This window comes from Mycobacterium sp. IS-1264, assembly GCF_001954195.1.
In the GTDB taxonomy this organism is placed as follows: Bacteria; Actinomycetota; Actinomycetes; order Mycobacteriales; family Mycobacteriaceae; genus Mycobacterium.
The window spans coordinates 14258-38837 of the sequence record NZ_MBES01000076.1 but is presented as its reverse complement, the minus strand read 5'-3'; the positions used below and the strand labels follow the sequence as shown (position 1 = coordinate 38837).

At 67.7% G+C, this 24580-nt stretch carries 18 protein-coding genes; 8 read left to right on the top strand and 10 right to left on the bottom strand.

What is annotated here, in order from left to right:
• Positions 1–40: 40 nt before the first annotated feature.
• Positions 41–1144: a magnesium/cobalt transporter CorA gene (corA, locus tag A5744_RS19975; protein WP_076064062.1), complete on the bottom strand. Its 1104-nt coding sequence runs from the start codon at positions 1142–1144 to the stop codon at positions 41–43.
• Positions 1145–1327: 183 nt separating this feature from the next.
• On the opposite strand from corA, the gene A5744_RS19970 reads away from it, so the two are divergent.
• From A5744_RS19970 to A5744_RS19960, 3 genes are read left to right on the top strand one after another with little or no spacing between them, the layout of a single operon-like run.
• Positions 1328–2317, top strand: a complete 990-nt coding sequence (locus tag A5744_RS19970; protein ID WP_076064006.1) for a malate dehydrogenase — start codon at positions 1328–1330, stop codon at positions 2315–2317.
• A gap of 49 nt (positions 2318–2366) precedes the next feature.
• Positions 2367–3557, top strand: coding sequence for an NADP-dependent malic enzyme (locus A5744_RS19965; protein WP_076064004.1), 1191 nt, complete (start codon positions 2367–2369; stop codon positions 3555–3557).
• Positions 3554–4435 (top strand): glycine betaine ABC transporter substrate-binding protein, encoded by an 882-nt coding sequence (locus tag A5744_RS19960; RefSeq protein WP_076064002.1) that lies wholly within the window; start codon positions 3554–3556, stop codon positions 4433–4435. The genes A5744_RS19965 and A5744_RS19960 overlap by 4 nt, the downstream gene beginning before the upstream one ends.
• A 3-nt stretch (positions 4436–4438) precedes the next feature.
• On the opposite strand, the gene A5744_RS19955 is transcribed toward A5744_RS19960, so the two are convergent.
• The 3 genes from A5744_RS19955 to A5744_RS19945 form a co-directional block, all read right to left on the bottom strand.
• Entirely contained in the window at positions 4439–5266 is an 828-nt protein-coding gene (locus tag A5744_RS19955; RefSeq protein ID WP_076063998.1) for an SDR family oxidoreductase, read from the bottom strand.
• A gap of 74 nt (positions 5267–5340) precedes the next feature.
• Positions 5341–9024: a multifunctional oxoglutarate decarboxylase/oxoglutarate dehydrogenase thiamine pyrophosphate-binding subunit/dihydrolipoyllysine-residue succinyltransferase subunit gene (locus A5744_RS19950; RefSeq protein ID WP_076063996.1), complete on the bottom strand. Its 3684-nt coding sequence runs from the start codon at positions 9022–9024 to the stop codon at positions 5341–5343.
• 173 nt (positions 9025–9197) lie between these two features.
• On the bottom strand, positions 9198–9917 hold the full coding sequence (locus A5744_RS19945) for a hypothetical protein (RefSeq protein ID WP_076064060.1): 720 nt from the start codon (positions 9915–9917) through the stop codon (positions 9198–9200).
• A 299-nt stretch (positions 9918–10216) separates the two neighbouring features.
• Between A5744_RS19945 and A5744_RS19940 the strand changes: the two genes are divergently transcribed.
• Positions 10217–12049, top strand: coding sequence for a DHA2 family efflux MFS transporter permease subunit (locus A5744_RS19940; protein ID WP_076064058.1), 1833 nt, complete (start codon positions 10217–10219; stop codon positions 12047–12049).
• Here the strand turns inward: A5744_RS19940 and A5744_RS19935 are convergent.
• Positions 12046–15456 (bottom strand): TM0106 family RecB-like putative nuclease, encoded by a 3411-nt coding sequence (locus A5744_RS19935; RefSeq protein WP_076063994.1) that lies wholly within the window; start codon positions 15454–15456, stop codon positions 12046–12048. The genes A5744_RS19940 and A5744_RS19935 overlap by 4 nt on opposite strands.
• A gap of 57 nt (positions 15457–15513) precedes the next feature.
• Complete coding sequence (locus A5744_RS19930; protein WP_076064056.1) at positions 15514–16107, bottom strand: LppP/LprE family lipoprotein; 594 nt, start codon at positions 16105–16107, stop codon at positions 15514–15516.
• 196 nt (positions 16108–16303) lie between these two features.
• Between A5744_RS19930 and A5744_RS19925 the strand changes: the two genes are divergently transcribed.
• Complete coding sequence (locus A5744_RS19925) at positions 16304–17995, top strand: DEAD/DEAH box helicase (RefSeq protein ID WP_076063992.1); 1692 nt, start codon at positions 16304–16306, stop codon at positions 17993–17995.
• Positions 17992–19131, top strand: coding sequence for an acyltransferase (locus A5744_RS19920; protein WP_076063990.1), 1140 nt, complete (start codon positions 17992–17994; stop codon positions 19129–19131). Before A5744_RS19925 ends, A5744_RS19920 begins: the two co-directional genes overlap by 4 nt.
• Before the next feature lie 6 nt (positions 19132–19137).
• Here the strand turns inward: A5744_RS19920 and A5744_RS19915 are convergent, their stop codons facing one another.
• From A5744_RS19915 to A5744_RS19905, 3 genes are all read right to left on the bottom strand, one after another.
• Entirely contained in the window at positions 19138–19683 is a 546-nt protein-coding gene (locus A5744_RS19915) for a PPE family protein (RefSeq protein ID WP_240563120.1), read from the bottom strand.
• A 234-nt stretch (positions 19684–19917) separates the two neighbouring features.
• Positions 19918–20493, bottom strand: a complete 576-nt coding sequence (locus A5744_RS19910) for a TetR/AcrR family transcriptional regulator (RefSeq protein ID WP_076063986.1) — start codon at positions 20491–20493, stop codon at positions 19918–19920.
• A complete protein-coding gene (locus tag A5744_RS19905) occupies positions 20493–21734 on the bottom strand; it encodes a cytochrome P450 (protein ID WP_076063984.1) in 1242 nt (413 codons plus the stop codon). Before A5744_RS19905 ends, A5744_RS19910 begins: the two co-directional genes overlap by 1 nt.
• 100 nt (positions 21735–21834) lie before the next feature.
• On the opposite strand from A5744_RS19905, the gene A5744_RS19900 reads away from it, so the two are divergent.
• Together A5744_RS19900 and A5744_RS19895 are read left to right on the top strand one after the other, a co-directional pair.
• The gene (locus tag A5744_RS19900; RefSeq protein ID WP_076063982.1) at positions 21835–22305 is read left to right on the top strand and encodes a MarR family transcriptional regulator; all 471 of its coding nucleotides are present in this window, start codon (positions 21835–21837) and stop codon (positions 22303–22305) included.
• A 2-nt stretch (positions 22306–22307) separates the two neighbouring features.
• A complete protein-coding gene (locus A5744_RS19895) occupies positions 22308–23120 on the top strand; it encodes a class I SAM-dependent methyltransferase (protein ID WP_170874545.1) in 813 nt (270 codons plus the stop codon).
• Between the two features lie 83 nt (positions 23121–23203).
• Here A5744_RS19895 and A5744_RS19890 read toward each other — a convergent pair whose 3' ends face one another.
• The gene (locus A5744_RS19890; RefSeq protein ID WP_076063978.1) at positions 23204–24571 is read right to left on the bottom strand and encodes an FAD-linked oxidase C-terminal domain-containing protein; all 1368 of its coding nucleotides are present in this window, start codon (positions 24569–24571) and stop codon (positions 23204–23206) included.
• Positions 24572–24580: the final 9 nt, after the last annotated feature.

The following is a 24580-nucleotide window of genomic DNA, read 5'->3' as shown; positions in this document are numbered from 1 at the left end:
CCCAGTAAGCACACTCGACGCTGGTGCGGGGCACTAAGCCCTACAGCCAGTTGTTCCTGCGGAATTGGAAGTACAGGACCAGGCAGGAAACGATCATCAAGGCCATGATGGCCGGATAACCCCACGTCCAGTTCAGCTCGGGCATGAAATGGAAGTTCATCCCGTAGATGGCCGCAACCATGGTGGGGACCGCCAAAATACCGGCCCAGGCCGCCATCTTCCGCATGTCGTTGTTCTGCTGCATGCCGACTCGGGCCAACGCGGCCTGCACCAGCGAGTTGAGCATGTCGTCATAGCTGGCGATCTGATCCGCGGCCGCGGTTTGGTGGTCGATGACATCGCGCATGTAGCGCCGGACTTCCTTCGAGATCAGGTCCTTGCCCTCGGTCTGCATGCGCTGGAACGCGGCCGACAGCGGGTTCACGGACCGGCGCAGCTCGACGACCTCCCGTTTGAGCAGATAGATCGGCTCGACATCGAGCTTGCTGCCCGGCGCGAACGCGACGACCTCGATGCCGTCGATGTCGGTCTCCATCAGCGCGGTCACCTCGAGATAGTGATCCACGACGTGGTCGGCGATGGCGTGCATCACCGCGAACGGACCCAACTGCAAATGCTCGGGCTCGGCGTCCAACCGCTTGCGCACGTCCGACAGGCCGCCGTGCTCGCCGTGGCGGACGGTGATCACGAAGTTCTTGCCGACGAAGATCATCACCTCGCCGGTTTCGACGATCTCGTGAGCCAGCACAACGGACTCGTGCGGCACGTAGTTGACCGTCTTCAAGACGAGGAACATCGTGTCGTCGTAACGCTCCAGCTTTGGTCGCTGCTGGGCACACACCGCGTCCTCGACCGCCAACGGGTGCAGGCCGAAAACGTCCGCGATCTCCTGCATGTGGGTCTGGTCGGGCTCGTACAGCCCGATCCACACGAACGCCGACTGGCCGGTGACTTCGATTTCGCGGACCTTGTCCAACGCGGCCGTATAGCTGTACTTGCCCGCCATCCGGTGCCCTTCGACGTAGACACCGCAGTCGACCAGCGGCTCGGCGGGCCGCGGCTCGGGGTGCGCATGCTGATGTGTGGGCTGCGGCTTCGCGATCGGTCTCAGCGCTTCCGGCAACGCGTCGAATCCCTGGAACACCTCAACCTCCAATCACTGCGCAGGCCTGGGCGAGCGGTGGTCAATGCTACGCGTCCGGGCACGACAAGGCAGGAGAAAGTGCCTGGCAGCCGCGGGTGCATGACTGCCGCCGCATGGGGGTGCGCTAGTTTCGACGCGGACCGAAATACCCATGAACCGACTTTCTCCATAGGAGTACCAGAAGTGAGTGCAAGTCCTCTGAAGGTCGCCGTCACCGGCGCCGCCGGCCAGATCGGCTACAGCCTGTTGTTCCGCCTGGCCAGCGGTTCGCTGCTGGGGCCCGAGCGCCCGATCGAGCTGCGGCTGCTCGAGATCGAGCCGGCGCTCAAGGCGCTCGAGGGCGTCGTGATGGAGCTCGACGACTGCGCGTTCCCACTGCTGGCGGGTGTCGAAATCGGCGCGGACCCCAACAAGATCTTCGACGGCGTGAACCTGGCGCTGCTCGTCGGCGCACGTCCGCGCGGGCCGGGCATGGAGCGCAGCGACCTGCTGGAGGCCAACGGCGCGATCTTCACCGCGCAGGGCAAGGCGCTCAACTCGGTTGCCGCCGACGACATCCGCATCGGCGTCACCGGCAACCCGGCCAACACCAACGCACTGATCGCGCTGAGCAACGCGCCGGACATCCCGAAGGAGCGCTTCTCCGCGCTGACCCGCCTCGACCACAACAGGGCGATCTCGCAGCTGGCCAAGAAGACCGGTGCGGCCGTCACGGACATCAAGAAGATGACGATCTGGGGCAACCACTCGGCCACCCAGTACCCCGACATCTTCCACGCCGAGGTCAAGGGGAAGAACGCGGCCGAGGTCGTCGGCGACCAGAGCTGGATCGAGGACGACTTCATCCCGACCGTCGCCAAGCGCGGCGCGGCGATCATCGACGCGCGCGGCGCCTCGTCGGCCGCCTCGGCCGCTTCGGCCACCACCGATGCGGCCCGGGATTGGCTGCTGGGCAGTCCGGACGGCGACTGGGTCTCGATGGCCGTCGTGTCCGACGGCTCGTACGGCGTGCCGGAGGGCCTGATCTCGTCGTTCCCGGTGACGACCAAGGACGGCAACTGGAGCATCGTCACCGGTCTGGAGATCGACGACTTCTCCCGCGGCCGCATTGACAAGTCGACCGCCGAACTGGCCGACGAGCGCAAAGCGGTCACCGAGCTTGGCCTGATCTGACCCAGGTCCCAAATTAGGCCTACTAACGGGTAGTCAGTACCCTGGGCCCGTGTCCGAATTGCTTGAATCGATACAGACTCGCTCCGAGGACGGCGTCATCACCGACGCGGACATCTTCGAGGCACATGTAGGCGGCAAGCTTTCCCTAGGCCTGACGACCCCGTTGGACACGCAGCGCGCGCTGTCGATCGCCTACACCCCGGGCGTGGCGCAAGTCAGTCGTGCGATCGCCGCCGACCACACCCTGGCGTCGCGCTACACGTGGGCGAGCCGACTGGTGGCCGTGGTCAGCGACGGCAGCGCGGTACTGGGCCTCGGTGACATCGGACCGGCCGCGTCGCTGCCGGTGATGGAAGGCAAATGCGGGCTGTTCAAAGAGTTCGCCGGGCTGGACGCGATCCCGATCGTGCTGGACACCAAGGACCCCGACGAGATCATCGACACCCTGGTGCGCCTGCGCCCGACGTTCGGTGCCGTGAACCTGGAGGACATCTCCGCGCCCCGCTGCTTCGAGATCGAACGCCGCGCCGTGGAAGCGCTGGACTGCCCCGTGATGCACGACGACCAACACGGCACGGCGATCGTCGTGCTTGCGGCACTGATGGGCGCCAGCAAGGTCCTCGGCCGTGACATGTCGAGCCTGCGCGTGGTGGTATCGGGCGCGGGCGCGGCCGGCGTGGCCTGCTCGAAACTTCTTCTCGCAACGGGAGTTTCGGATATCACCGTGCTCGACTCGCGTGGCATCCTGCACACCGGCCGCGACGACATGAACGTCGTCAAGGCCGACCTGGCGCGATGCACCAATCCCGACGGTCTCACCGGCGGCATGGTCGAGGCGCTCGCCGGGGCCGACGTGTTCCTCGGGCTGTCGGCGGGTGTGGTTCCCGAAGAATTGATCGCCACCATGGCACCCGGCGGAATCGTGTTCGCGCTGTCGAATCCCGACCCGGAAATTCACCCCGACGTCGCCGCCAGGTACGCGGCGGTGGTGGCCACCGGCCGCAGCGACTTCCCCAACCAGATCAACAACGTGCTCGCGTTCCCCGGGCTCTTCCGCGGCGCGCTGGACGCCGGCGCTCGCCGAATCACCGAGAGCATGAAGATCGCCGCGGCCGAGGCGATCTTCTCGGTCGTCAGCGACGACCTGGCGCCCGACCGGATCGTCCCGAGTCCGCTGGATCTGCGTGTCGGGGAGGCGGTTTCGGCCGCGGTGGCCACCGCCGCTGACAGCCCGGGGTGAAAACCCGCCGGCCGGTAGCGCCGCTGATCGCCGCCGCACTCGCTGTGCTTCTCTGGGCGGCCGGCTGCGCGACCCACACCCAGGACCACCGCCCGGCGCCCGAGTTGGTGGTTGGATCCGGCCGCGACTCCCAGTCGATGCTGCTTGCCGCCGTCTACGCCGCCGCCCTGCATTCCTACGGCTTCGGTGCGCGAACCGAGGCGGCTGACCACCCGATGGCGCGACTGGACTCCGGCGCGGTCACCATCGTCCCCGCGTTGACCGGTGAGGTGCTGCGGACCCTGCAGCCCGGCGCAGCGGTGCTCTCCGACGCGGCCGTCTACCGCGCGATGATCGCGGCGTTGCCCGAGGGCGTCTTGGCGGGCGACTACACCACCGCCGCCGAGGACAAACCCGTGCTGCTGGTGAGTCAATCCACCGCGAAGGCCTGGGCCGGAACCGATCTCAGCGCGGACCTCAGCGCACTGCCGAAACACTGCGACGGGCTGGCTCTCGGCATCGTCGCCGGCCGCCATGCGCCCGCGTCGGTCGGCACCTGCCGGCTCGCCACGCCGCGCGAATTCCCGGATGACACAACGATGTTCGCCGCCGTGCGGGCCGGACAGCTGACCGCGGGATGGACCACCACCGCCGATCCCGCCATTCCCGGCGACCTCGTCGCGCTGGCCGACGGGAAGCCGGCACTGATCCAGGCCGAGAACGTGGTGCCGTTGTATCGCCGCAATGCGCTCAAAGACCGGCAATTGCTGGCGATCAACGAAGTGGCCGGCGTGCTGGACACCGCGGCCCTGGCCGACATGCGCCGGCAGGTGGACGGCGGCGCCGACCCGCGTGCGGTGGCCGGCGGGTGGTTGGCCGAACACCCGCTGGGCCGCTGAGGGTCAGGGCTTGGGCATCAAGCGGCCCATCACCGGGCCGAACAGCTGCTGGTAATACGGGCCCGCCACCCGCACCATGACGTCCAATAGCTTGGCGTCCGTGCCGACCAGCACCCGGGCCTTCTTCTTGCGGACCGCCTCGAGGATGATCTTGGCTGCCCGCTCGGGGCTGGTCCGGGCCAGTCGCTTGTCGAACAGCTTGGCCAGGTCGTCGCGGTCGAGGCCCTCGGCGGCGGTGGCGTTGCGCGCGATCGCGGTCTTGATGCCGCCGGGGTGCACCGTTGTCACCGCCACCGGGTGGCGGGCCAGGTTCATCTCCTGTCGCAGCGCCTCGGTGAAGCCGCGGACGGCGAACTTCGCCGCGTTGTACGCCGCCTGGCCCGGCACCGAGAACAGCCCGAACACGCTCGAGATGTTGACGACGTGGCCGTCGCCGGAGGCGATCACGTACGGCAGAAACGCCTTGGTGCCGTTGACGACTCCCCAGAAGTCGACGTCCATCACCCGTTCGATGTCCTTGAACTGGCTGATTTCGATGTCACCGGTGAAGGCGATGCCGGCGTTGTTGTAGATCTGGTTCACCTTGCCGAAATGCTCGTTGACCGCCTCGGCGTAGGCCAGGAAGGCCTCGCGCTCGGTCACGTCGAGCCGGTCGGATTTGACCGGCGCGCCGATCGCCTTCAGCTGCTCTTCCGTCTGCGCCAGTCCTTCGGTGTCGACGTCGCTGATCGCCAGCTTGGCCCCCGAACGTCCCAGCTCGATGGCGAGCGCCTGCCCAATACCCGAACCCGCGCCGGTCACCACCGCGACCTTGCCGGCGAATCCCTGCATGAGCACCCTCCTCGTGTCGGCTCCCGTTGAGGTTAACCGGTACCCGGGGTATCGGCCGCACCGGGCCGAAGAGCTCAGCCGAACGCGGTGTCGATGATCTCCTGCTGCTCGACGGCGTGCACCTTCGATGACCCGGACGAGGGCGCCGACATGGCCCGGCGGGAGATGCGCTTGAGGCCGGTCAGCTTGTCCGGCAGCAACTCGGGCAGTTCCAGGCCGAACCGCGGCCAGGCGCCCTGGTTGGCCGGCTCCTCCTGCACCCAGAAGAACTCGCCGGCGTTCGGATAGCGGTCGAGGGTTTCATTCAGCCGGCGTTTCGGCAGGGGCGCGAGCTGCTCGATGCGCACGATCGCGACGTCGTCCCGGTTGTCCTTGGCCTTGCGTGCGACCAGCTCGTAGTAGATCTTTCCGCTGGTCAGCAGGATCCGCCGGACCTTGCCGCGATCGCCGATGCCGTCCTCGTAGGTGGGTTCCTCCAGCACCGAGCGGAACTTGATCTCGGTGAAGTCCTTGATGTCGCTGACCGCGGCCTTGTTGCGCAGCATCGACTTCGGCGTGAACACGATCAGCGGACGCTGGATTCCGTCGAGCGCGTGCCGGCGCAACAGGTGGAAGTAATTCGACGGCGTCGACGGCACCGCGATCGTCATCGAACCCTCCGCCCACAGTTGCAGGAAGCGTTCGATCCGGGCGGAGGTGTGGTCGGGTCCCTGCCCCTCATGGCCGTGCGGCAGCAGCAGCACCACGTTGGACAACTGGCCCCACTTGGCCTCACCGGAGCTGATGAACTCGTCGATGATCGACTGCGCGCCGTTGACGAAGTCGCCGAACTGCGCCTCCCACAGCACCACCGCGTCCGGGTTGCCCACGGTGTAGCCGTACTCGAAGCCCACGGCGGCGTATTCGGACAGGGGGGAGTCGTAGACCAGGAACTTGCCGCCGGTCGGGCTGCCGTCGAGGTTGGTCGCCAGCAGCTGCAACGGCGTGAATTCCTTGCCGGTGTAGCGATCGATGATCACCGAATGCCGCTGGGAGAAGGTGCCCCGCCGGGTGTCCTGTCCGGACAGCCGCACCAGCTTGCCCTCGGCGACCAGCGACCCCAAGGCCAGCAGCTCGCCGAAGGCCCAGTCGATCTTGCCCTCGTAGGCCATCTCCCGGCGCTTCTCGAGCACGGGCTGCACGCGCGGGTGCACGGAGAAACCCTCCGGCACCGCCAGGAACGCGTCGCCGATGCGGGCCAGCAGCGACTTGTCCACCGCGGTGGACAGCCCCGCAGGCACGATCTGGTCGGCCTCGACCGAGGCGCTCGGCTGCACGCCGTGCTTCTCTAGGTCGCGGACCTCGTTGAAGACCCGCTCCAGTTGGCCCTGGTAGTCGCGCAGCGCGTCCTCGGCCTCCTTCATCGAGATGTCGCCGCGGCCGATCAGGGCCTCGGTGTAGCTCTTGCGGGCGCCGCGTCTGGTGTCGACGACGTCGTACATGATCGGGTTGGTCATCGACGGGTCGTCGCCCTCGTTGTGGCCACGCCGCCGGTAGCAGAGCATGTCGATGACGACGTCCTTCTTGAACTTCTGCCGGAAGTCCACGGCCAGCCGCGCCACCCACGCGCACGCCTCCGGGTCGTCGCCGTTGACGTGGAAGATCGGCGCCCCGATCATCTTGGCGACATCGGTGCAGTACTCGCTGGACCTGGAGTACTCCGGCGCGGTGGTGAAGCCGATCTGATTGTTGACGATGATGTGGATGGTGCCGCCGACGCGATAACCGGGCAGCAGGGCCATGTTCAGCGTCTCGGCGACCACACCCTGGCCGGCGAAGGCGGCGTCCCCGTGCAGCATCATCGGCACCACCGAGAAGCCGTCCTCACTGTCGCCCTTGTCCAGCAGGTCCTCCTTGGCGCGGACCAGACCTTCCAGCACCGGGTCGACGGCCTCCAGGTGCGACGGGTTCGCGGTCAGGGACACCTGAATGTCGTTGTCGCCGAACATCTGTAGGTACACGCCGGTGGCGCCGAGGTGGTACTTGACGTCGCCGGAGCCGTGCGCCTGCGACGGGTTCAGGTTGCCTTCGAATTCGGAAAAGATCTGCGAGTACGGCTTGCCGACGATGTTGGCCAGCACGTTGAGCCGGCCGCGGTGCGGCATTCCGATGACCACTTCGTCCAGGCCGTGCTCGGCGCACTGGTCGATGGCCGCGTCCATCATCGGGATCACGCTTTCGGCGCCCTCGAGCGAGAACCGCTTCTGCCCGACGTACTTGGTCTGCAGGAAGGTTTCGAAGGCCTCGGCCGCGTTGAGCTTGCTCAGGATGTATTTCTGTTCGGCCACAGTCGGTTTGACGTGTTTGGTCTCGACCCGCTCTTCCAGCCACGCCTGCTGCTCGGGCTCGAGGATGTGGGTGTACTCCACGCCGATGTGCCGGCAGTAGGCGTCGCGCAGCAGGCCCAGGATGTCGCGCAGCTTCTTGTACTCGGCCCCGGCGAAGCCGTTGACCTTGAACACCCGGTCGAGGTCCCACAGCGTCAGGTCGTGGGTCAGCACCTCGAGGTCGGGGTGGCTGCGGAAGCGACTGCCGTCCAACCGCAGTGGGTCGATGTCGGCCATCAGATGCCCGCGGTTGCGGTAGGCCGCGATCAACTCCATGACGCGGGCGTTCTTGTCGACGATCGAGTCGGGGTTGTCGGTGCTCCACCGGATCGGCAGATACGGGATGCTCAGCTCGCGAAAGATCTCGTCCCAGAAGGCATCCGAGAGCAGCATCTCGTGAATGGTGCGCAAGAAGTCGCCGGATTCCGCGCCCTGGATGATGCGGTGGTCATACGTCGAAGTCAGCGTGATCAGCTTGCCGATACCCAGCTCGGCGATGCGTTCCTCGCTGGCGCCCTGAAACTCGGCGGGGTATTCCATCGCGCCGACGCCGATGATGGCGCCCTGCCCGGACATCAGCCGCGGCACCGAGTGCACGGTGCCGATGGTGCCGGGGTTGGTCAGCGAAATCGTCACTCCCGCAAAGTCTTCGGCGGTCAGCTTGCCGTCGCGGGCGCGCCGCACGATGTCCTCGTAGGCGGAGACGAACTCCGCGAACCGCATGTTTTCGCAGCCCTTGATGCCCGCGACCACCAACGAGCGCTTGCCGTCCTTGCCCTGCAGGTCGATCGCCAGGCCCAGGTTGGTGTGGGCGGGTGTGACCGCGGTGGGCTTGCCGTCGACCTCGGCGTAGTGGCGATTCATGTTCGGGAAACTCTTGATCGCCTGCACCAGCGCATAGCCCAGCAGGTGGGTGAAGGAGATCTTGCCGCCGCGGTTGCGCTTGAGCTGGTTGTTGATGACGATCCGGTTGTCGATCATCAGCTTGGCCGGAACGGCCCGCACGCTGGTCGCCGTCGGCACGTCCAACGAGGCGGACATGTTCTTGACGACGGCCGCGGCGGCGCCACGCAGTACCTGCAACTCGTCGCCCTCGGCCGGCGGGGGAGTAGGGGCTTTGGCCGGTGCCGCGGGCACCGCGGCGCCATTGCCCGCGGGTGGCGTGGGCTTGGCTTCTGGCACAGCCGGCTTGGCTTCTGGCGCAGCGGTCTTTGCTTCGGCCTGTCCGTCGGCCGGCGCGCTCGGGGGTGTGTCGGAGGCGGGCTCGGGGTTGTAGTCGACCAGGAACTCATGCCAGCTCGGGTCCACCGACGACGGGTCGTCGCGGAACTTGCGGTACATTTCCTCGACCAGCCATTCGTTTTGCCCGAATGGTGAACTTATGTTGCTCACGGCCGCTGTTCGCCTCAATTCCTTTGTTTTGCAAGCGCATTGCGCGGCGCCTGCGACTTCTCGCACCCCGGTTGACCCGTCACTTCACACCCGCGGCGCTCCTCGACGTTTCCGACCCATAAAGGCTATCGCTTCCCCCGCAATTCGCTAGACGGACCATTCACGCTCGGCGGCTAGCCGGCTTCGTGGACGGGCGGCAGCACGCGCAGGGGGGCCGGCCAGCGCGCCGGCGGGACACCGAATGCCTGGCGGGCGTTGCGAACGATCTTCTTGCCCACCATGCGATTGCCGGCGCCGCCGACCGCGGCGCCGATGCCGACCGGCAGCATCTTGCCGAACATCAGCGCGCCACGTCGCACGGTGTACCGCTTGACGAAGTATCCGAGCATCCGCGTGTTCAACCGCGACAACGTCGGCAGCGGCAGCGTGGCCATGCCCTCCGCCAGCCAGCCACCGTTGGTGCGCCCGGGTCCGATCAACTCGCCGATCGCGCGCCTGCTGTCGTCCCCGACCAAAACGGAAAGCACCAGGGCGCGGCGCCGTTCGCGGTGGTCGGCCGGAATGCCATACACCACGGCGTTCGCCAGCACGAACACCGCGGTGGCCTCGAGGAAGAACACCGTTTCCCCGGCGCCGGCGGTCATCGCCGTCAACGTCCCGACCCCGGGGAATGTGGCCGCGGAACCCACCGCGGCGCCGCTGGCCGTCAGCGCGGCCAGGTAGCGCTTTTCCAGCTTGGCGACGATTTCGGCCGGGTTGGCACCGGGGTGGGCCCGCCGCAGCCGGGCCACGTAGGCCGCCGCGGCCGGGCCCTGGAGCCGGGAGCTACGCTCGATGACCTGCGCCAATGCGCGCGCGGATGCCTTGGGCCGACCGCCCTCCGCGGCCGGCAGCGCATCGGGCGCAAACCCGCGTTCGGACCTTCTCTCGGATCTTTTCAAGACCAACTCCCTGACCTATTGCGTCCTTTCAGGCTAACGCGCATTTTGCTGCACACGAGCGGGGCCGGAAAGCGCGCCTTTTCGCCTGGCATTCGATCCGCGGCTGCCGCTAATTGCCTCGCGCGGAATAATGCACGCTGGATACAGGGTGTAGCACCCCGCTCATGGGGCACGCCGGTCGACCAGTTCGGGGGATGCGGCGCCCGAATGGACCGGAGAGCATCGTCGGGGAGCTGAAGCGAGGTGAGGGCATGACCACGGCGTCGCCCAGGTGGGCCGGGGAAACCCGGCGCGCAGGGCCTCGTCGTGCCGAGCCCACCGGGCGCTGGAGTTTCACGCTCCCGTCAAACGCCAACCCGTGGAACGCGCTCTGGGCGATGATGATCGGCTTTTTCATGATCATGGTCGACTCGACCATCGTCGCGGTCGCCAACCCGACCATCATGGCCGACTTACACACCGGGTACGCCTCCGTGGTCTGGGTGACCAGCGCCTATCTGCTGGGCTATGCGGTGGTGTTGCTGGTCGCCGGCCGGCTCGGGGACCGGTTCGGCACCAAAAACCTCTACCTGGCCGGTCTTGCGTTGTTCACGGCGGCGTCGCTGTGGTGTGGGCTGTCCGGCAGTGTCGCCATGCTGATCACCGCCCGCGTGGTGCAGGGCATCGGCGCCGGGGTGCTCACCCCACAGACCCTGTCGACCATCACCCGCATCTTCCCGCCGGAGCGGCGCGGTGTCGCGGTCAGCCTGTGGGGCGCCACCGCGGGCGTCGCCACCCTGGTCGGGCCGCTGGCCGGCGGAGCGCTGGTCGGCGGCCTGGGGTGGCAGTGGATTTTCTTCGTCAACGTCCCCATTGGCGTCATCGGGCTGGGGATTGCGCTGTGGCTGGTGCCCGCGTTGCCGACCGAGGCGCACCGATTCGACCTGATCGGTGTCGCGCTGTCCGGGATCGGCATGTTCCTGATCGTCTTCGGCCTGCAGGAGGGCCAGGCCGCGGAATGGCAACCGTGGATCTGGGCGACGATCGTCGCCGGTGTCGGATGCATGTCGGTGTTCGTCTACTGGCAGGCCGTCAACACGCGCGAGCCGCTGATACCGCTGGACATCTTTGCCGACCGCGACTTCAGCCTCTGCAACGCCGGGGCGGCCGTCATCGCGTTCGCGTCGACGGCCACGATGCTGCCGCTGATGTTCTACACGCAGGCGGTGTGCGGGCTCTCGCCCACGCGCTCGGCGTTGGTGATCGCGCCGGTGGCGCTCGCCAACGGCGTGCTGGCGCCGTTCGCCGGCGTGATGGTCGACCGATATCACCCGCGGCCCGTGCTCGGCTTCGGCTTTTCGCTGGTGGCGATCGGGCTCACGTGGCTGGTGTTCGAGATGACCCCGGACACGCCGATCTGGCGGCTGCTGTTGCCGTTCGGCGTCATCGGCATCGGCAGCGCGTTCGTGTGGTCGCCGTTGACCGCCACCGCGACGCGCAACCTGCCGGGGCATCTGGCCGGCGCGGGCTCCGCCGTATACAACTCGGTGCGCCAGCTCGGCGCCGTGCTCGGCAGCGCGGCGATGGCCGCGTTCATGACGTGGCGGATCAGTGCCCAGATGCCGGCGCGGGCAACCACCGGCGACGCTGCCGAGGGTGCTGTCACCCTGCAGCTGCCCGGCTTCCTCCGCGAGCCGTTCTCCGCCGCGATGTCACAATCGCTGCTGCTGCCCGCGTTCATCGCGCTGTTCGGGATCGTTGCCGCGCTCTTCGTGGTCGGTGTCGCGTCGTCGGCATCGGCCGATGAGGACCTCGTCGACCACGACTACGACGACGATGACGACGACTACGTCGAGTTCATCCTGCATCGCGAGCCGGACATCGCGCCCCCACCAGAGGCGCCGATAGCTGCGCCGCGAGCGCAACCTATCGGCTTCGCGCACAACGGCTCTGACATCGGGCGCAGCTTCCGCCCCGTCGCCGAGTTTGCGCCCTTCGAGTCCGCGCCGTTCGAGTCCGCCGGCGAGGCGCCGCGAGGACAGCACTACCGACCCGATCCCGACGACGAGCCCACCGGCTACGGTCGGCATTCGTCCGGTCGCTAGCCCGTCGCCGTCAGCGCCAGGAAAGCGCCCAAGTCGATCAGGCCCGCGGGCGTGCCGGGCAGGTACTCGGTCAGCTGCTCCGAGCGCACGATCACGGCCGCGTGCTGCGCCCGGCTGACCGCGACGTTGAGCCGATTCCTGTTGAGCAGGAACGAGATCCCGCGCGGCACTTCGTCGACGGATGAGGCCGTCATCGAGATGAAGACCACCGGCGCCTGCCCGCCCTGGAACTTGTCAACAGTTCCGACCCGGACCGCTCCCATACCGGCCGACGCGAGCCGCCGGCGCACCAGCGCCACCTGGGCGTTGTACGGTGCGAGCACCAGCACGTCGGCGGCGGTCAGCGGCCTGGTGCCGCGCTCGTCGGTCCACGCGGCCCCGAGCAGACGCTGGATCTCGGCGACGATCGCGTCGGCTTCCTCGCGGCTTTCGATCGAGTTTCCTTGGTGGGCAACGGGAAGCACATGGACGCCGGGCTGACATCCGTCCAGCTGCCGCGCGGCGGTTTGCTTGTCATGGGAATGCAATCGGCCCTCATAGGACAGCGCCGAGACCGCGGCGCAGACCGCCGGGTGCATCCGGTACGAGCGGTCCAGGAAGTATCCGCGTTCGTCGGGCAACGTGCGGTGGCCGTCGACCAGCCAATCGAGCGCCGAAGTGTCGACCGGCTCCGGATGGGTGCCCTGACTGACCTGTGGCAGCTGCTGCGGGTCGCCGAGCAGCAGCAAGTTGGTGGCCGCCGGTGCCACGGCGATCGTGTTGGCCAAGCAGAACTGGCCCGCCTCGTCGATGACCAGCAGATCCAGGCTGCCGTGCGGGACCCGGGCCGGATTGGCGAAATCCCATGCGGTGCCGCCGATCACGCATCCCGCGGAGCCGGCGATGAAGGCCGCATAGTCGCCGCTGTCGATCTCCTGCCAGCGCGGGGCGTGGCGGTCATAGCGCTTCTTGGCGACCCGGGTGGGTTCCAGGCCGGCGTCGATCACGGCGTCCAGCAGGTTCTCCACCGTGGCGTGCGATTGCGCCACCACGCCGATGCGCCAGGAATGTTGCGTCACCAGGTGCTCGATCACCTGGGCGGCGGTGTATGTCTTGCCGGTTCCCGGCGGCCCGTGCACCGCGAGGTACGACGCGTCCAGGTCCAGCACCGCCGCGGTGATGTCGGTGGCCGTGTCGGTGCCGCGTGGAAGCGGAGCGCCGCTGCGGGTTCGGGGCGCGCGGCGCAGCAGGACGTCGATCATCGCGGCGCGCGGCAGGTGCGGCAGCCCGGCGGCCACCGCGGCGGCGCTCGATTCGATCGATTCCCGCAGCGCCAGGGTGGGAACGGGTGGGCCGGGAGTCAGCGCGAAGGGCAGCTGGTGAAAGGTGTTGCCGTCATTGCCCACTCGCTCGACGATGACCACTTCGGTGGGCAACGCGGGATCGTCGGCCTCGACGACCTCGGCCCGCCCGGCCGCCCGTCGGTCGGGGTTGTCGGTCATGGCCGTCGGGGCTGGGGCGTCATAGAGGGCGAAGACGTTGGTCATCAGGTCGCCGCGTGCGAGCTCGCCACGCAGCCGGACTCGTCGTTGCTGTTTTCGCGCGCGGGGCGGCAGGTGCCAGTCGACGTCCACCGCCGCGTGGTCCGCGACGAAGACGTCGGTATTGTCCGCCCACTCTTCGACCGGGAAGTTCAACCGGTCGAAATGCGCCCACCAGAACGGTTTGTCCTCGCGCCGGTGGTAGCCGCGTGCGGCGGCGACCAGCGCCACAGCGGTCTGCTCCGCGGTGCGGTCGCCGACGGCGGCGTCGCCGGCGAATGTCGACAGCGCCACCGCTAACTGGTCGCGGTCTTCGACGGCGGTGCCGTCGGGAACCGGTTGCGCGCCAACGGGTGTGACGCCGGATTCCCAGGCGCGTACGAGTAGCCAATTGCGCAGTTCCTGTGTCGACCGGCAGTCGTAGTGGTTATAGTCCTCGATCTCCTTGAGCACGGTTGCGGCCTCGTCGACGCGGCCGGCGTCGTGCAGCTCGCAGTACCGGGCGTAGGAGGTGATCGAATCGGCGGCCGTGGTGACGTCTCCGGAGCGCAGCTGCGCACCCATGTAGAGGGGCTCCAGCGCCTTCAGGCCGAACGATTCGGCGCCCACGCGAATGCTCTTGCGCACCAACGGATACAGGTCGACCAACGTCCCGCTGCGCAGTAACTCGTCGACCTCGTCCTCGCCGACGCCGTACCGACCGGAAAGGCGCAGCAGGGCGGTCTTTTCGTACGGCGCGTAGTGGTAGATGTGCATGTTGGGGCGACGCTTGCGGCGTTTGGCCACCATCGCCAGAAAATCCGTCAGTGCCTTGCGTTCGTCGACCCGGGTGTGCGCCCACAGCGGCCGGAACGTGCCCGCGGCCCCGGCTTCCAAGACGCCGAAGAGATATTCCAGACCCCAGTCGTGGCCGTCGGTGGTCCACAGCGGATCGCCCTCGAAGTCGAAGAACAGGTCGCCGGGGTCGGGCTCGGGCAACAGCGCCAGGGGCTGGGGATCGGCGATCTCGAATCGTGGGATACCGGTGTCGCGTTGCAGGACTTGCAGTTTCGCCTGAGCGGTCAACTTGGCCAGTGTGCCGGGCGTCAGATCGGGCACCGGCCCGCGGTGCGTGGCCAGCCCGGCGACCGTGGTGATGCCGGCGTCAATGAGCTTGTCCCGCTGGCTTACTCGCATGCCGGCGACCAACAGAAGGTCGTCGGTGGCGCGCACTTGTTCCTCGCACAGCGGACAACGAAAGCATGCCCGCACCCCGTCGTCTTCCCAGCGCACCGCGGTGCCCGCGGCGTAGTGGTCGTCGAGCAGGCGTTGCAGGAGCGCGCGCTGGGACCGGTAGACGGGGATCAGGTCGCAGACGCGATAGCGCACGACAGACCCATCGCCCAGTCGCAGTTCGGCGTCCGGCGCGACCGAGACGCCCATGCCGGCCAGCGCGTCGGCGTAGGCGGCCAGCTGCAACAGCGCGGTGACCTTGGGGGAGCGGGCCAGCTTGGTGTCGACGAGGCGATATCGCTCGCCGTCGGCGACCAGGAAGTCGGCGAATCCCACGAAGCGGCCGTCGAACATCGCGGCCTGATACACCACCGGCGCGCGGTCGGCGATGGCGCGCCGGGTCGCCTCGGCGGCGGCGGTCAGCCCCTCGAGCGTGTAGGCCGGACGGCCGATGATCGCGACCGCATCGTCGAACTCCGCGCGCAGCCGGTCGAGCTCGCGTTGCTCATGCCGGTCGCCCAAGGCGGCCGTGCGTTCGAGCAGCTCGTCCTCGACCACGATGGCGGGGCCGCGACCCAGCTTCGCGTCGAAATCGCGCAGCAACGCGTACTCGCAGCGGGCGGCGGCCGCGAGATCCGATGCGCTGTAGACGATGCTGTCGCCGGTGACGAACACAGCAGCAACTGTAGGTGAGGCGACCGACAATTCGGCGGCGCCGGGCTAGCGATCGGCTTAGTGGCCGGGGGTGTTCCCGATGAGCTCGACGCCGTTGCCATTCCAGTGGAATCGCACGTCGGTGTTCAGGCCGTTGATGCCGCCGGGATAGGTCAACGCCACGGTGTCGCCGGTGGTCTGCGCCGGGTCGATGCCGTTGAAACCGTAGGTGTCGGGCACGCCCTGCGGGATGAACTGACCGAGATGGAACAGCACCGCCCGGGTGGTGGGATTGATGGCGTTGGTGTTGGCCTTGATGATGACGGCCGACAGCTGGGCGCACTGGTTGTAGTTGCCGGCCAGCGGTTCCGGGCTCCAGGACTGTTGGCTGCGGGGATCGCGGGGCAGCTCGGAGACCACTTTCGCGATGGTGGGCGACGCCAGATTGATCGCGCACGGATCGGCCGGTGTGCCGCTGGGCGTCGCCGCCGCGCCGGACGCCTGGCCGGGTGCGGTGGCGGGTGCCGCCGGCGTGGTCGTCGTTGCCTGCGGGGTCTTGGCGACCGTGGAGTCTCCCGTGCCGCAGCCCGTCAACGCCGCGCCGAGCACCACCGCGAGGGACAGGGCGGACAGCGGCTCGGCAGGGCACGGTAGCGACCACACATCGCGCACCGTACCGTCATCGGGCTCGACGGTGTGGCAGGCGTGCCGCGCCCGCCGCGCTGCGCGCATGACCACCACGGCGCTGTCTGGTGGTGACCCGCCACGCTCAGCTCTGCTGAGCTCGCGGTCACCACGGTGCTATCTGGTGGTGACCCGCCACGCTCAGCTCTGCTGAGCTCGCGGTCACCACTAGACTTCAGGGACAATGACCCTCCCCGACAGCTCGCCCGAGGCTGTTTCTACGACGTTTGCCGACCTGCAGATCCATCCCTCCGTCTTGCGGGCGATCGGCGACGTTGGCTACGAGACACCGACAGCCATCCAGGCGGCGACGATTCCGGCGCTGATGGCCGGTTCCGATGTGGTGGGCCTGGCGCAGACCGGCACCGGCAAGACGGCGGCGTTCGCGATCCCGATCCTGTCCAAGATCGATGTGACCAGCAACGCGACCCAGGCCCTGGTGCTGGCGCCCACCCGGGAACTGGCGCTGCAGGTGGCCGAGGCTTTCAGCCGCTACGGGGCGCAGCTGCCCAAGATCAACGTGCTGTCGATCTATGGCGGGTCGTCCTATGGCGTGCAACTTGCCGGACTGCGGCGCGGCGCGCACGTGGTGGTGGGAACGCCCGGCCGGATCATCGACCACCTCGAACGCGGCACGCTCGACCTATCGCGGGTGGACTACCTCGTGCTCGACGAGGCCGACGAGATGCTCGCCATGGGCTTCGCCGAGGACGTCGAGCGCATCCTGTCCGAAACGCCGGAATACAAACAGGTCGCGCTGTTTTCGGCGACCATGCCGGCCCAGATCCGCAAGCTCACCGCCAAGTATCTACACGATCCGTTCGAAGTCACCACCAAAGCGAAAACCGCTACGGCCGAGAACATTTCGCAGCGCTACATCCAGGTGGCCGGGCCACGCAAAATGGACGCGCTCACCCGTGTGCTCGAGGTGGAGCCGTTCGAGGCGATGATCGTCTTCGTGCGCACCAAACAGGCGACCGAGGAGGTGGCCGAAAAGCTGCGCGCCCGAGGCTTTTCCGCGGCCGCCATCAATGGCGACATCCCGCAGGGGCAGCGCGAGCGGACCATAGCCGCGCTGCGCGACGGGGGCCCCAAGGGCATCGACATCCTGGTCGCCACCGATGTGGCCGCGCGCGGGTTGGACGTGGAGCGGATATCGCATGTGCTCAACTACGACATCCCGCACGACACCGAGTCCTACGTACACCGCATCGGACGCACCGGCAGGGCCGGGCGCTCGGGAACCGCGCTGTTGTTCGTCGCGCCGCGGGAACGCCACCTGCTGAAGGCGATCGAAAAGGCAACGCGCCAAACGCTCACCGAGGCCGAGTTGCCCACCGTCGAGGACGTCAATGCGCAGCGCGTGGCGAAATTCGGCGATTCCATCACCCGCGCTCTCGGCGGTCCGGAAATCGAGCTGTTCCGCAAGCTGGTCGAGGACTACGAACGCGAACATGACATCCCGATGGCCGACATCGCCGCCGCGCTGGCCCTGCAGTCGCGCGACGGCGAGGAGTTCCTGATGGCGCCCGAACCGCCGCCAGAGCGGCGCGAGCGTCGGGAACGGCGCGAACGGCCCCATGAAAAACCAAGGCAGACACGGGATTTCGCCACCTATCGCATCTCGGTGGGCAAGCGTCACAAGATCGGCCCCGGCGCGATCGTCGGCGCCATCGCCAACGAGGGCGGACTGCATCGCAGCGATTTCGGCCACATCGCCATCGGCCCGGATTTCTCCCTGGTGGAGCTGCCGGCCAAATTGCCGAAGGCGACCGTGAAAAAGCTTGAGCGCACGCGTATCTCGGGCGTGCTGATCGACCTGCGGCCGGATCGTGGCTCCGGCAAGACCAAACCACGCAAGAAACGCGCCGGATGACGCTGTCCGAGGAGAGAGACGCCCAGGGCGGACTCGAGCAGGTCGCCCACGTGGACCGAGTCGCGTCGCTGACCGGCATCCGCGCGGTCGCCGCCCTCCTGGTCGTGGGCACCCACGCCGCCTACACCACCGGCAAGTACACCCACGGGTACTGGGGTCTGGTCGGCTCCCGGATGGAAATCGGCGTTCCGATCTTCTTCGTGCTGTCCGGCTTCCTGCTGTTCCGCCCGTGGGTCAAATCGGCCGCGACCGACGGCCCGCCGCCGTCGCTGAATCGCTATGCGTGGCACCGGGTTCGGCGCATCATGCCCGCCTATGTCGTCACGGTGCTCGTTGCCTACGTGCTGTACCACTTCCGGGAGGCGGGACCGAATCCCGGGCATTCGTGGACGGGCCTGGTGCGCAATCTGACGCTGACGCAGATCTACACCGACGGCTATCTCGGCAAGTACCTGCATCAGGGCCTGACCCAGATGTGGAGCCTGGCGGTGGAGGCGGCCTTCTACGTGGTGCTGCCCTTGCTGGCCTACGTGCTGCTGGTGCTCGTCTCGCGGCGACGCTGGCAGCCGAGGCTGGTAGTCGGCGCCCTGGCGGCGCTGGCGTTGCTCAGCCCGGCATGGCTGGTCCTGGTGCATACCGATCACTGGTTTCCCGACGGCGCCCGGCTGTGGCTACCGACCTACCTGGCCTGGTTCCTGGGCGGCATGCTGCTGACGGTGCTGCAGCGGATGGGCGTGCGGTGCTATGCGTTCGTGGCGATACCGCTGGCGATCATCTGCTATTTCATCGTCTCGACCCCGATCGCGGGCGCGCCCACCACGTCACCGGCAACGCTGGGGGAGGCGCTGTACAAGACGTGCTTCTACGCTGTGATCGCGGTGCTGGCGGTGGCACCGTTGGCCCTGGGCAACCAGGGGTGGTATTCGCGGCTACTGGCCAGCCGGCCCATGGTGTGGCTGGGCGAGATCTCCTACGAGATCTTCCTCATCCACCTGGTGACCATGGAGTTCGCGATGGACTATGTGGTCCGGGCCCACGTCTACACCGGTTCGATGCTGTATCTCTACGTCGCGACGCTGGCCCTGACCATCCCCTTGGCCTGGCTGCTGCACCGGTTCACCCGCGTGCGCGACTGACCAGGTTTACGTACTGACGAGTTGCGGGAGGCTCGCCTGCAGCGGCGTGAGCGGAGCCATCCCGGCCCACGCCGACGACGCACCGGCGTGGTAGTGGGCCATCGCGGTCACGTCCTGCGCCCACATCTCGTCGTAATGTGATTCGGTTGCCGCGATCGCCGGGGTGTTCAGCCCCAAGAAGTTCGTGTTTACCAGCGTCACCAATAGAGCCCGATTGGCCGCGATCGCCGGCGTGGGCACGATGGCGGCTTGTGCCGTCTCGAACGAGGCCGCCACCGCCGCGGCCTGGCCGGCCGCCCGTTCGGTATGCCCGGCCGCCGCGCTCAGCCATGCGGCATAGGGTGCGGCTGCGGCCGCCATCGCCACGGCCGCGGGCCCCTGCCACGTCTCGCCCGAGAGGTTCGACGTCACGGACGCAAACGAGTCCGCCGCCGACCGCAATTCGCCGGCGAGCCCACTCCAGGCCGACGAGGCCGCGCGCATGGGGCCGGGCCCCGCACCGGTTTGCATGCGTGCCGAATTGATTTCGGGCGGCAAACAGGGGTAAGTCACGTCGGTCCTTCCTGAGTGGCCCCGATGGTTATCGGTAGCAGCGCGTCGTCGCGTGCGCACACGGACACCCGCACTTCGACTCCTGGTCTGCTCCCCACCGATCGCTCTGCGACAACTCGATGGGCCATAACATAGCGCTGCGCAGCCGCCCAAGACAGCGGTTTGGACGAAAAAGCCCTAGTAGACACGGGTATAGTTGCGCGGCGGCGACGTCGTTGGGCGGCCGGACGACGGCTAGCGACGCGCGCCGACCGGCGTGACGATCGGCACGACGAACTCCTCGATCATCGCCCGCTCGTCGGCCTCGTCCCGGCCCGGATACATCAGCAGCGACGTGATCACCCGAACCACCCAGCGGGCCCGGCGTTCGACGACGGCGGGCTCCTCGGGACCGAGCGAGCTCACGAACGCGGCGGCCAACGCGGTGATCACCTCCGACTTTTCGGCCAGCTCGCCGCCGATCGGTGGGCGGGTGACGGCGAACCACGCCGCCAAGGCCGCGCTGTCGCGAACCATCCGCAACGTCGCGGTGATGCTCGCAATCAGGCGTTCGCGCGGATCCTCGATGCCGTCGATCTCGTCGGCGATCGCGCGGCTGAGCCGGCGCGTCTCGCGGTGCACGTAGGCGGTCCGCAGCGCCTCGCGGTTCTCGAAGTACCGGTATAGCGTCGCGCGGGAACAGCCTGCGGCCCGGGCAATTTCGTTCATGCCGATCGATGCCTGGTCGCGCACCGTGTAAAGCTCCTCGGCGGCGTCGAGAATCCGGTCGGCCGCCGCCTCGCTGCGGTGGGAGGCCAGCCAGTCGGGCATCAGGAGTTCACCGTGATCGGCACGGACAGCGGGCGCCTGACGTAACTGCCGCCAGACCAGACGATTGCGGACTCGTCCACCTCGAAATCCGGGCAGCGGGCCAGCAGTTCGGTCAGCGCGACCCGCGATTGCATCCGCGCCGCCGCCGCGCCCAGGCAGTGGTGCGCCCCGTGGCTGAAAGTCAGGATGTTGCGTGGGCGGCGGGTCACGTCGAGTTCGCCTGCGTCCGAGCCGTATTGGCGTTCGTCGTGGTTGGCGGACGCGTAGAGCAGCAACACTTTGCGGCCGTCCGGGACGGTCGTGTCGCCGATCGCCGCGTCCCGCGTGGCCGTGCGCGCCAGCCCCTGCACCGGCGAGGTCAGCCGCAGCAGTTCTTCCACCGCGTCGGGGATCAGGCCCGGGTCGTCGACCAAAAGCCGCCGTTGGTCCGGGCGCCGGTGCAGCAAGGGCATCGACCCGCCCAGCATCCCCGTCACGGTGTCGTTGCCCCCGGTGACCATCGTGAACGTGAAGGCCAGAATCGACAGCGTGCCGGAGATGTCGCCGTCGGCGCCGACCCCGGCGGCGACGAGGTGGGAGATGGTGTCGTCCTCGGGTTCGGTCCGCCGCCGCTCGATCAGGTGGGTGAAGTAGGCCATCATCGACCCGACGGCATCGCCGGCGCTTTCCAGCGCGCCGCTCACGCCGCCTTCGGTGGTGTTCGCGGCGACGATGGCCTGGGTCCAGCCGTCGAATTGGGCCCGATCGTCCTCGGGCACGCCGAGATAGTGCGCGACCACCATCGACGGCAGCGGCTTGAACAGCTCGGTGACGATATCGCCGCCACCGTCGGCGCGGAGCCTCTCGATGCGCTCGACGACGAACTCGCGCACCTTGGGCTCGACGGCCTCGACCTGCCGTGGCGTGAAACCGCGCGACACCAGTTTGCGAAACTCGGTGTGCACCGGCGGATCCTGCATGACGAACGGTGGATTGTCCTGCAGCCCAATCATTTCCAGATCGTCATAGTTGACCGTCAGGCCCTGCGCCGACGAGAACGTCTCGTGGTCGCGGGCCGCCGCCCAGACGTCGGCGTGCCGGGACAGCACGTAGTAGTCGCGATCCGGCTTGCCTTCGGGCACGACGTGATGCACTGGGTCGTGGTCGCGCAGCGCGCGGTACATCGGCCAGGGGTTGGGCCAGGTGTCGGCGGTGGCGAGCCGGAACGCGACGGGTGCGTTATGAGACAGATCCACCGACATGTCTTATGTGTAAGGCATTCCAGCCGCCATGTCAACATGCCGAGCAGCGGTAAATCACGTACAGTACGTTCAGTGTGTACTGAACGAACTTAGGAGTCCGATGTCACCGGAAGAGGCCGAATTCGTCGACCGCATGGGGCTGTTCTTCGAGCTCCTCGGCGCCACCCGCACCATGGGGCGGATATACGGGTGGCTCCTGATCTGCGATCCACCGCAGCAGTCGTTGGGCGAGCTGGCCGATGCGTTGTCGGTGAGCAAGGCGTCGATCAGTACCGTCGCCCGGCAGCTGCTCGAAGGCGGCATGGTGGAGCGATTGCCCAGCCCCAACCGTCAACACCTCTACCGGCTCACGCCGGGGGGGTTCACCAGCGTGATGGAAACGCAGCTGTCGCTGATGCGCCTGGGCATCGAGCCCGCCGAGTTCGCGCTGTCGGTGCTGGGGGAGGACCGCGCCGAGCAGCGGGAGCGCGTCGAGGACTTCCGAGATTTCTGCGAGTTCTGCACCCGGGACTATCGCGACCAGCTGATGCGGATGTGGACCGAATATCGGGAGGAAAAGAGAAAGTCATGACAATGACGGACAAGGTCGACTTCAGCGACGTGCGGTGGGGGTCGGTGGAATGGACGAATCTGTGCACGCTGTATCTGCGGGCGTACGAAAGCCGTTCGCCGGCACCGATTCTGGGTGACACGGCGGCCGCGGAGGCGGTAGACCGCATCGAATACGACTGGGCCCGCATGCGCCGCGTCATGCATCCCGGATCGAATCAGTACCTGGTCACCATGCGCGCCAGACAGTTCGACGACTGGAGCGGCGACTTCCTGCGCCGGCATCCCGACGCGGTCGTGCTGCACCTCGGGTGCGGCATGGACACCCGGGCGTTCCGGCTGCACCCACCGGAAACCGTGCGGTGGTTCGACGTCGACCAGCCGGGCGTAATCGCGTTGCGGCGCAAGCTGTATGACGACCGCGACGGCTACCGGATGATCGGCTCGTCGGTGACCGACGACTGGCTCGACGAGATACCGACCGATCGCCCGGTGCTGATGATCGCCGAGGGCCTCGTCATGTACCTCACCGAGCCCCAGGTGCGCACGCTGCTACAGAGCCTCACGGATCGGTTCGGTAGCGGCGAGCTCCTCTTCGACACGACCTCGCCGCTGGGGCCGCGGCTGTCCAAGGTGCTCACCAAGGGCATCACCAAATGGGGCATCCGGGATGCCCGCGAACTCGAGCGCTGGAACCCGCGGCTGCGTTTCCTCGAGCGGTCCGCCGTGGGGGCGCTCTACGAGCGCATACCGTCGGCGCCGCTGCGCCTGTTCTGGCGGCTGGTCAACGCCACGCCACTGGGCAATTACGACGTGCTGAACCGCTTCGCGTTCTAAGCCACACGCCCCAACCGCCGAGCGTGAATTTCACGACGCGACACGCCGCGAACGCGTCGCCAGATTCACAGTCGGCGCAAGAGCTAGATCGCCGCACCGGGATTCAGGATGCCCAGCGGATCCAACGCCTTCTTGATGCGACGGTTGAGCTCCATCGCCTCAGGTCCGAGGTAGCCGTCCAGCCATGGCCGCTTCAACCGGCCGACGCCGTGCTCACCCGTGATGGTGCCGCCGAGAGCGACGGCGAGATCCATGATCTCGCCGAATGCCAGGTGCGCGCGCTCGGTCATGGCGGCATCGGCCGGGTCGTACACGATCAGCGGGTGGGTGTTGCCGTCGCCGGCATGCGCGATCACCGAGATCATCAACTCGCGTTCGGCGGCGATGCGCTCGATCCCGGTGACCAGCTTGCCCAGGGCCGGCAGCGGCACGCCGACGTCTTCGAGCAGCAGCGAGCCCTTGGCCTCCACCGCCGGAATGCAGAACCGGCGAGCCGCGACGAAGGCCTCGCCCTCGTCCGGGTCGTCGGTCGAAAACACCTCCGTCGCACCGTTTTCCGCGAACACGGCGGCGATCACCTCGGCGTCGTCGGATGCCGCGCGCCCCCGTTCATCGGAGCCGGCCACCAGCATGGCGGCCGCCCCGCGGTCCAGGTCCATGCGCAGGGTGTCCTCGACGGCGTTGATCGCCACCGAATCCATGAACTCCAGCATCGACGGCCGCAGCCGTGCGGCGACCCCGAGCACCGCGTCCACCGCCGACTCCACCGTCGCGAAGGTGGCTACCACCACACTCGAGGTGTTCTGTGCGGGCAGCAGCCGCAGCGTCACTTCGGTGATGACGCCAAGCGTGCCTTCGCTGCCCACGAACAGCTTGGACAGCGAGAGACCCGCCACGTCCTTCAAACGCGGGCCGCCCAGGCGCACCGCGGTGCCGTCGGCGAGCACCACCTGCACGCCCAGCACGTAATCGGTGGTGACGCCGTACTTCACGCAGCACAGCCCGCCCGCATTGGTCGCGATGTTGCCTCCGATGCTGCAGATCTCGAACGACGACGGATCCGGCGGATACCACAGGCCGTGCTCGGCGGCGGCCTTCTTCACCTCGGCGTTGAACAGCCCGGGCTGGCATACCGCGGTGCGGGTGACCGGATCGACGGTGATGTCGCGCATCTTCTCCGTCGACAGCACGATCCCGTTGTCCAGCGCCGTCGCTCCGCCCGACAGCCCGCTGCCGGCTCCCCGCGGCACCACCGGCACCCGGTTGGTCGTGGCCCAGCGCAACACCGTCTGGACCTCTTCGGTGGTCCGTGGCCGGACGACGGCCAGCGGCTTGCCCGCCGACGGGTCGAAGGCGCGGTCTTGGCGGTAGCCCTCGGTAACGGCGGGGTCGGTGACGAGGGTCCCGTCGGGCAGGCCGGCGATCAGGCCGGCCAGCGCATCCGAGTTCACGGGCCCGAT

What these genes read in the sequence shown, in the direction of transcription:
- A5744_RS19955 (WP_076063998.1), bottom strand. Translation starts at nt 5,266, where the DNA reads ATGCAGGGATTCGCCGGCAAGGTCGCGGTGGTGACCGGCGCGGGTTCG.
- A5744_RS19940 (WP_076064058.1), top strand. Translation starts at nt 10,217, where the DNA reads ATGACCACGGCGTCGCCCAGGTGGGCCGGGGAAACCCGGCGCGCAGGG.
- A5744_RS19925 (WP_076063992.1), top strand. Translation starts at nt 16,304, where the DNA reads ATGACCCTCCCCGACAGCTCGCCCGAGGCTGTTTCTACGACGTTTGCC.
- A5744_RS19920 (WP_076063990.1), top strand. Translation starts at nt 17,992, where the DNA reads ATGACGCTGTCCGAGGAGAGAGACGCCCAGGGCGGACTCGAGCAGGTC.
- A5744_RS19910 (WP_076063986.1), bottom strand. Translation starts at nt 20,493, where the DNA reads ATGCCCGACTGGCTGGCCTCCCACCGCAGCGAGGCGGCGGCCGACCGG.
- A5744_RS19905 (WP_076063984.1), bottom strand. Translation starts at nt 21,734, where the DNA reads ATGTCGGTGGATCTGTCTCATAACGCACCCGTCGCGTTCCGGCTCGCC.
- A5744_RS19900 (WP_076063982.1), top strand. Translation starts at nt 21,835, where the DNA reads ATGTCACCGGAAGAGGCCGAATTCGTCGACCGCATGGGGCTGTTCTTC.
- A5744_RS19895 (WP_170874545.1), top strand. Translation starts at nt 22,308, where the DNA reads ATGACGGACAAGGTCGACTTCAGCGACGTGCGGTGGGGGTCGGTGGAA.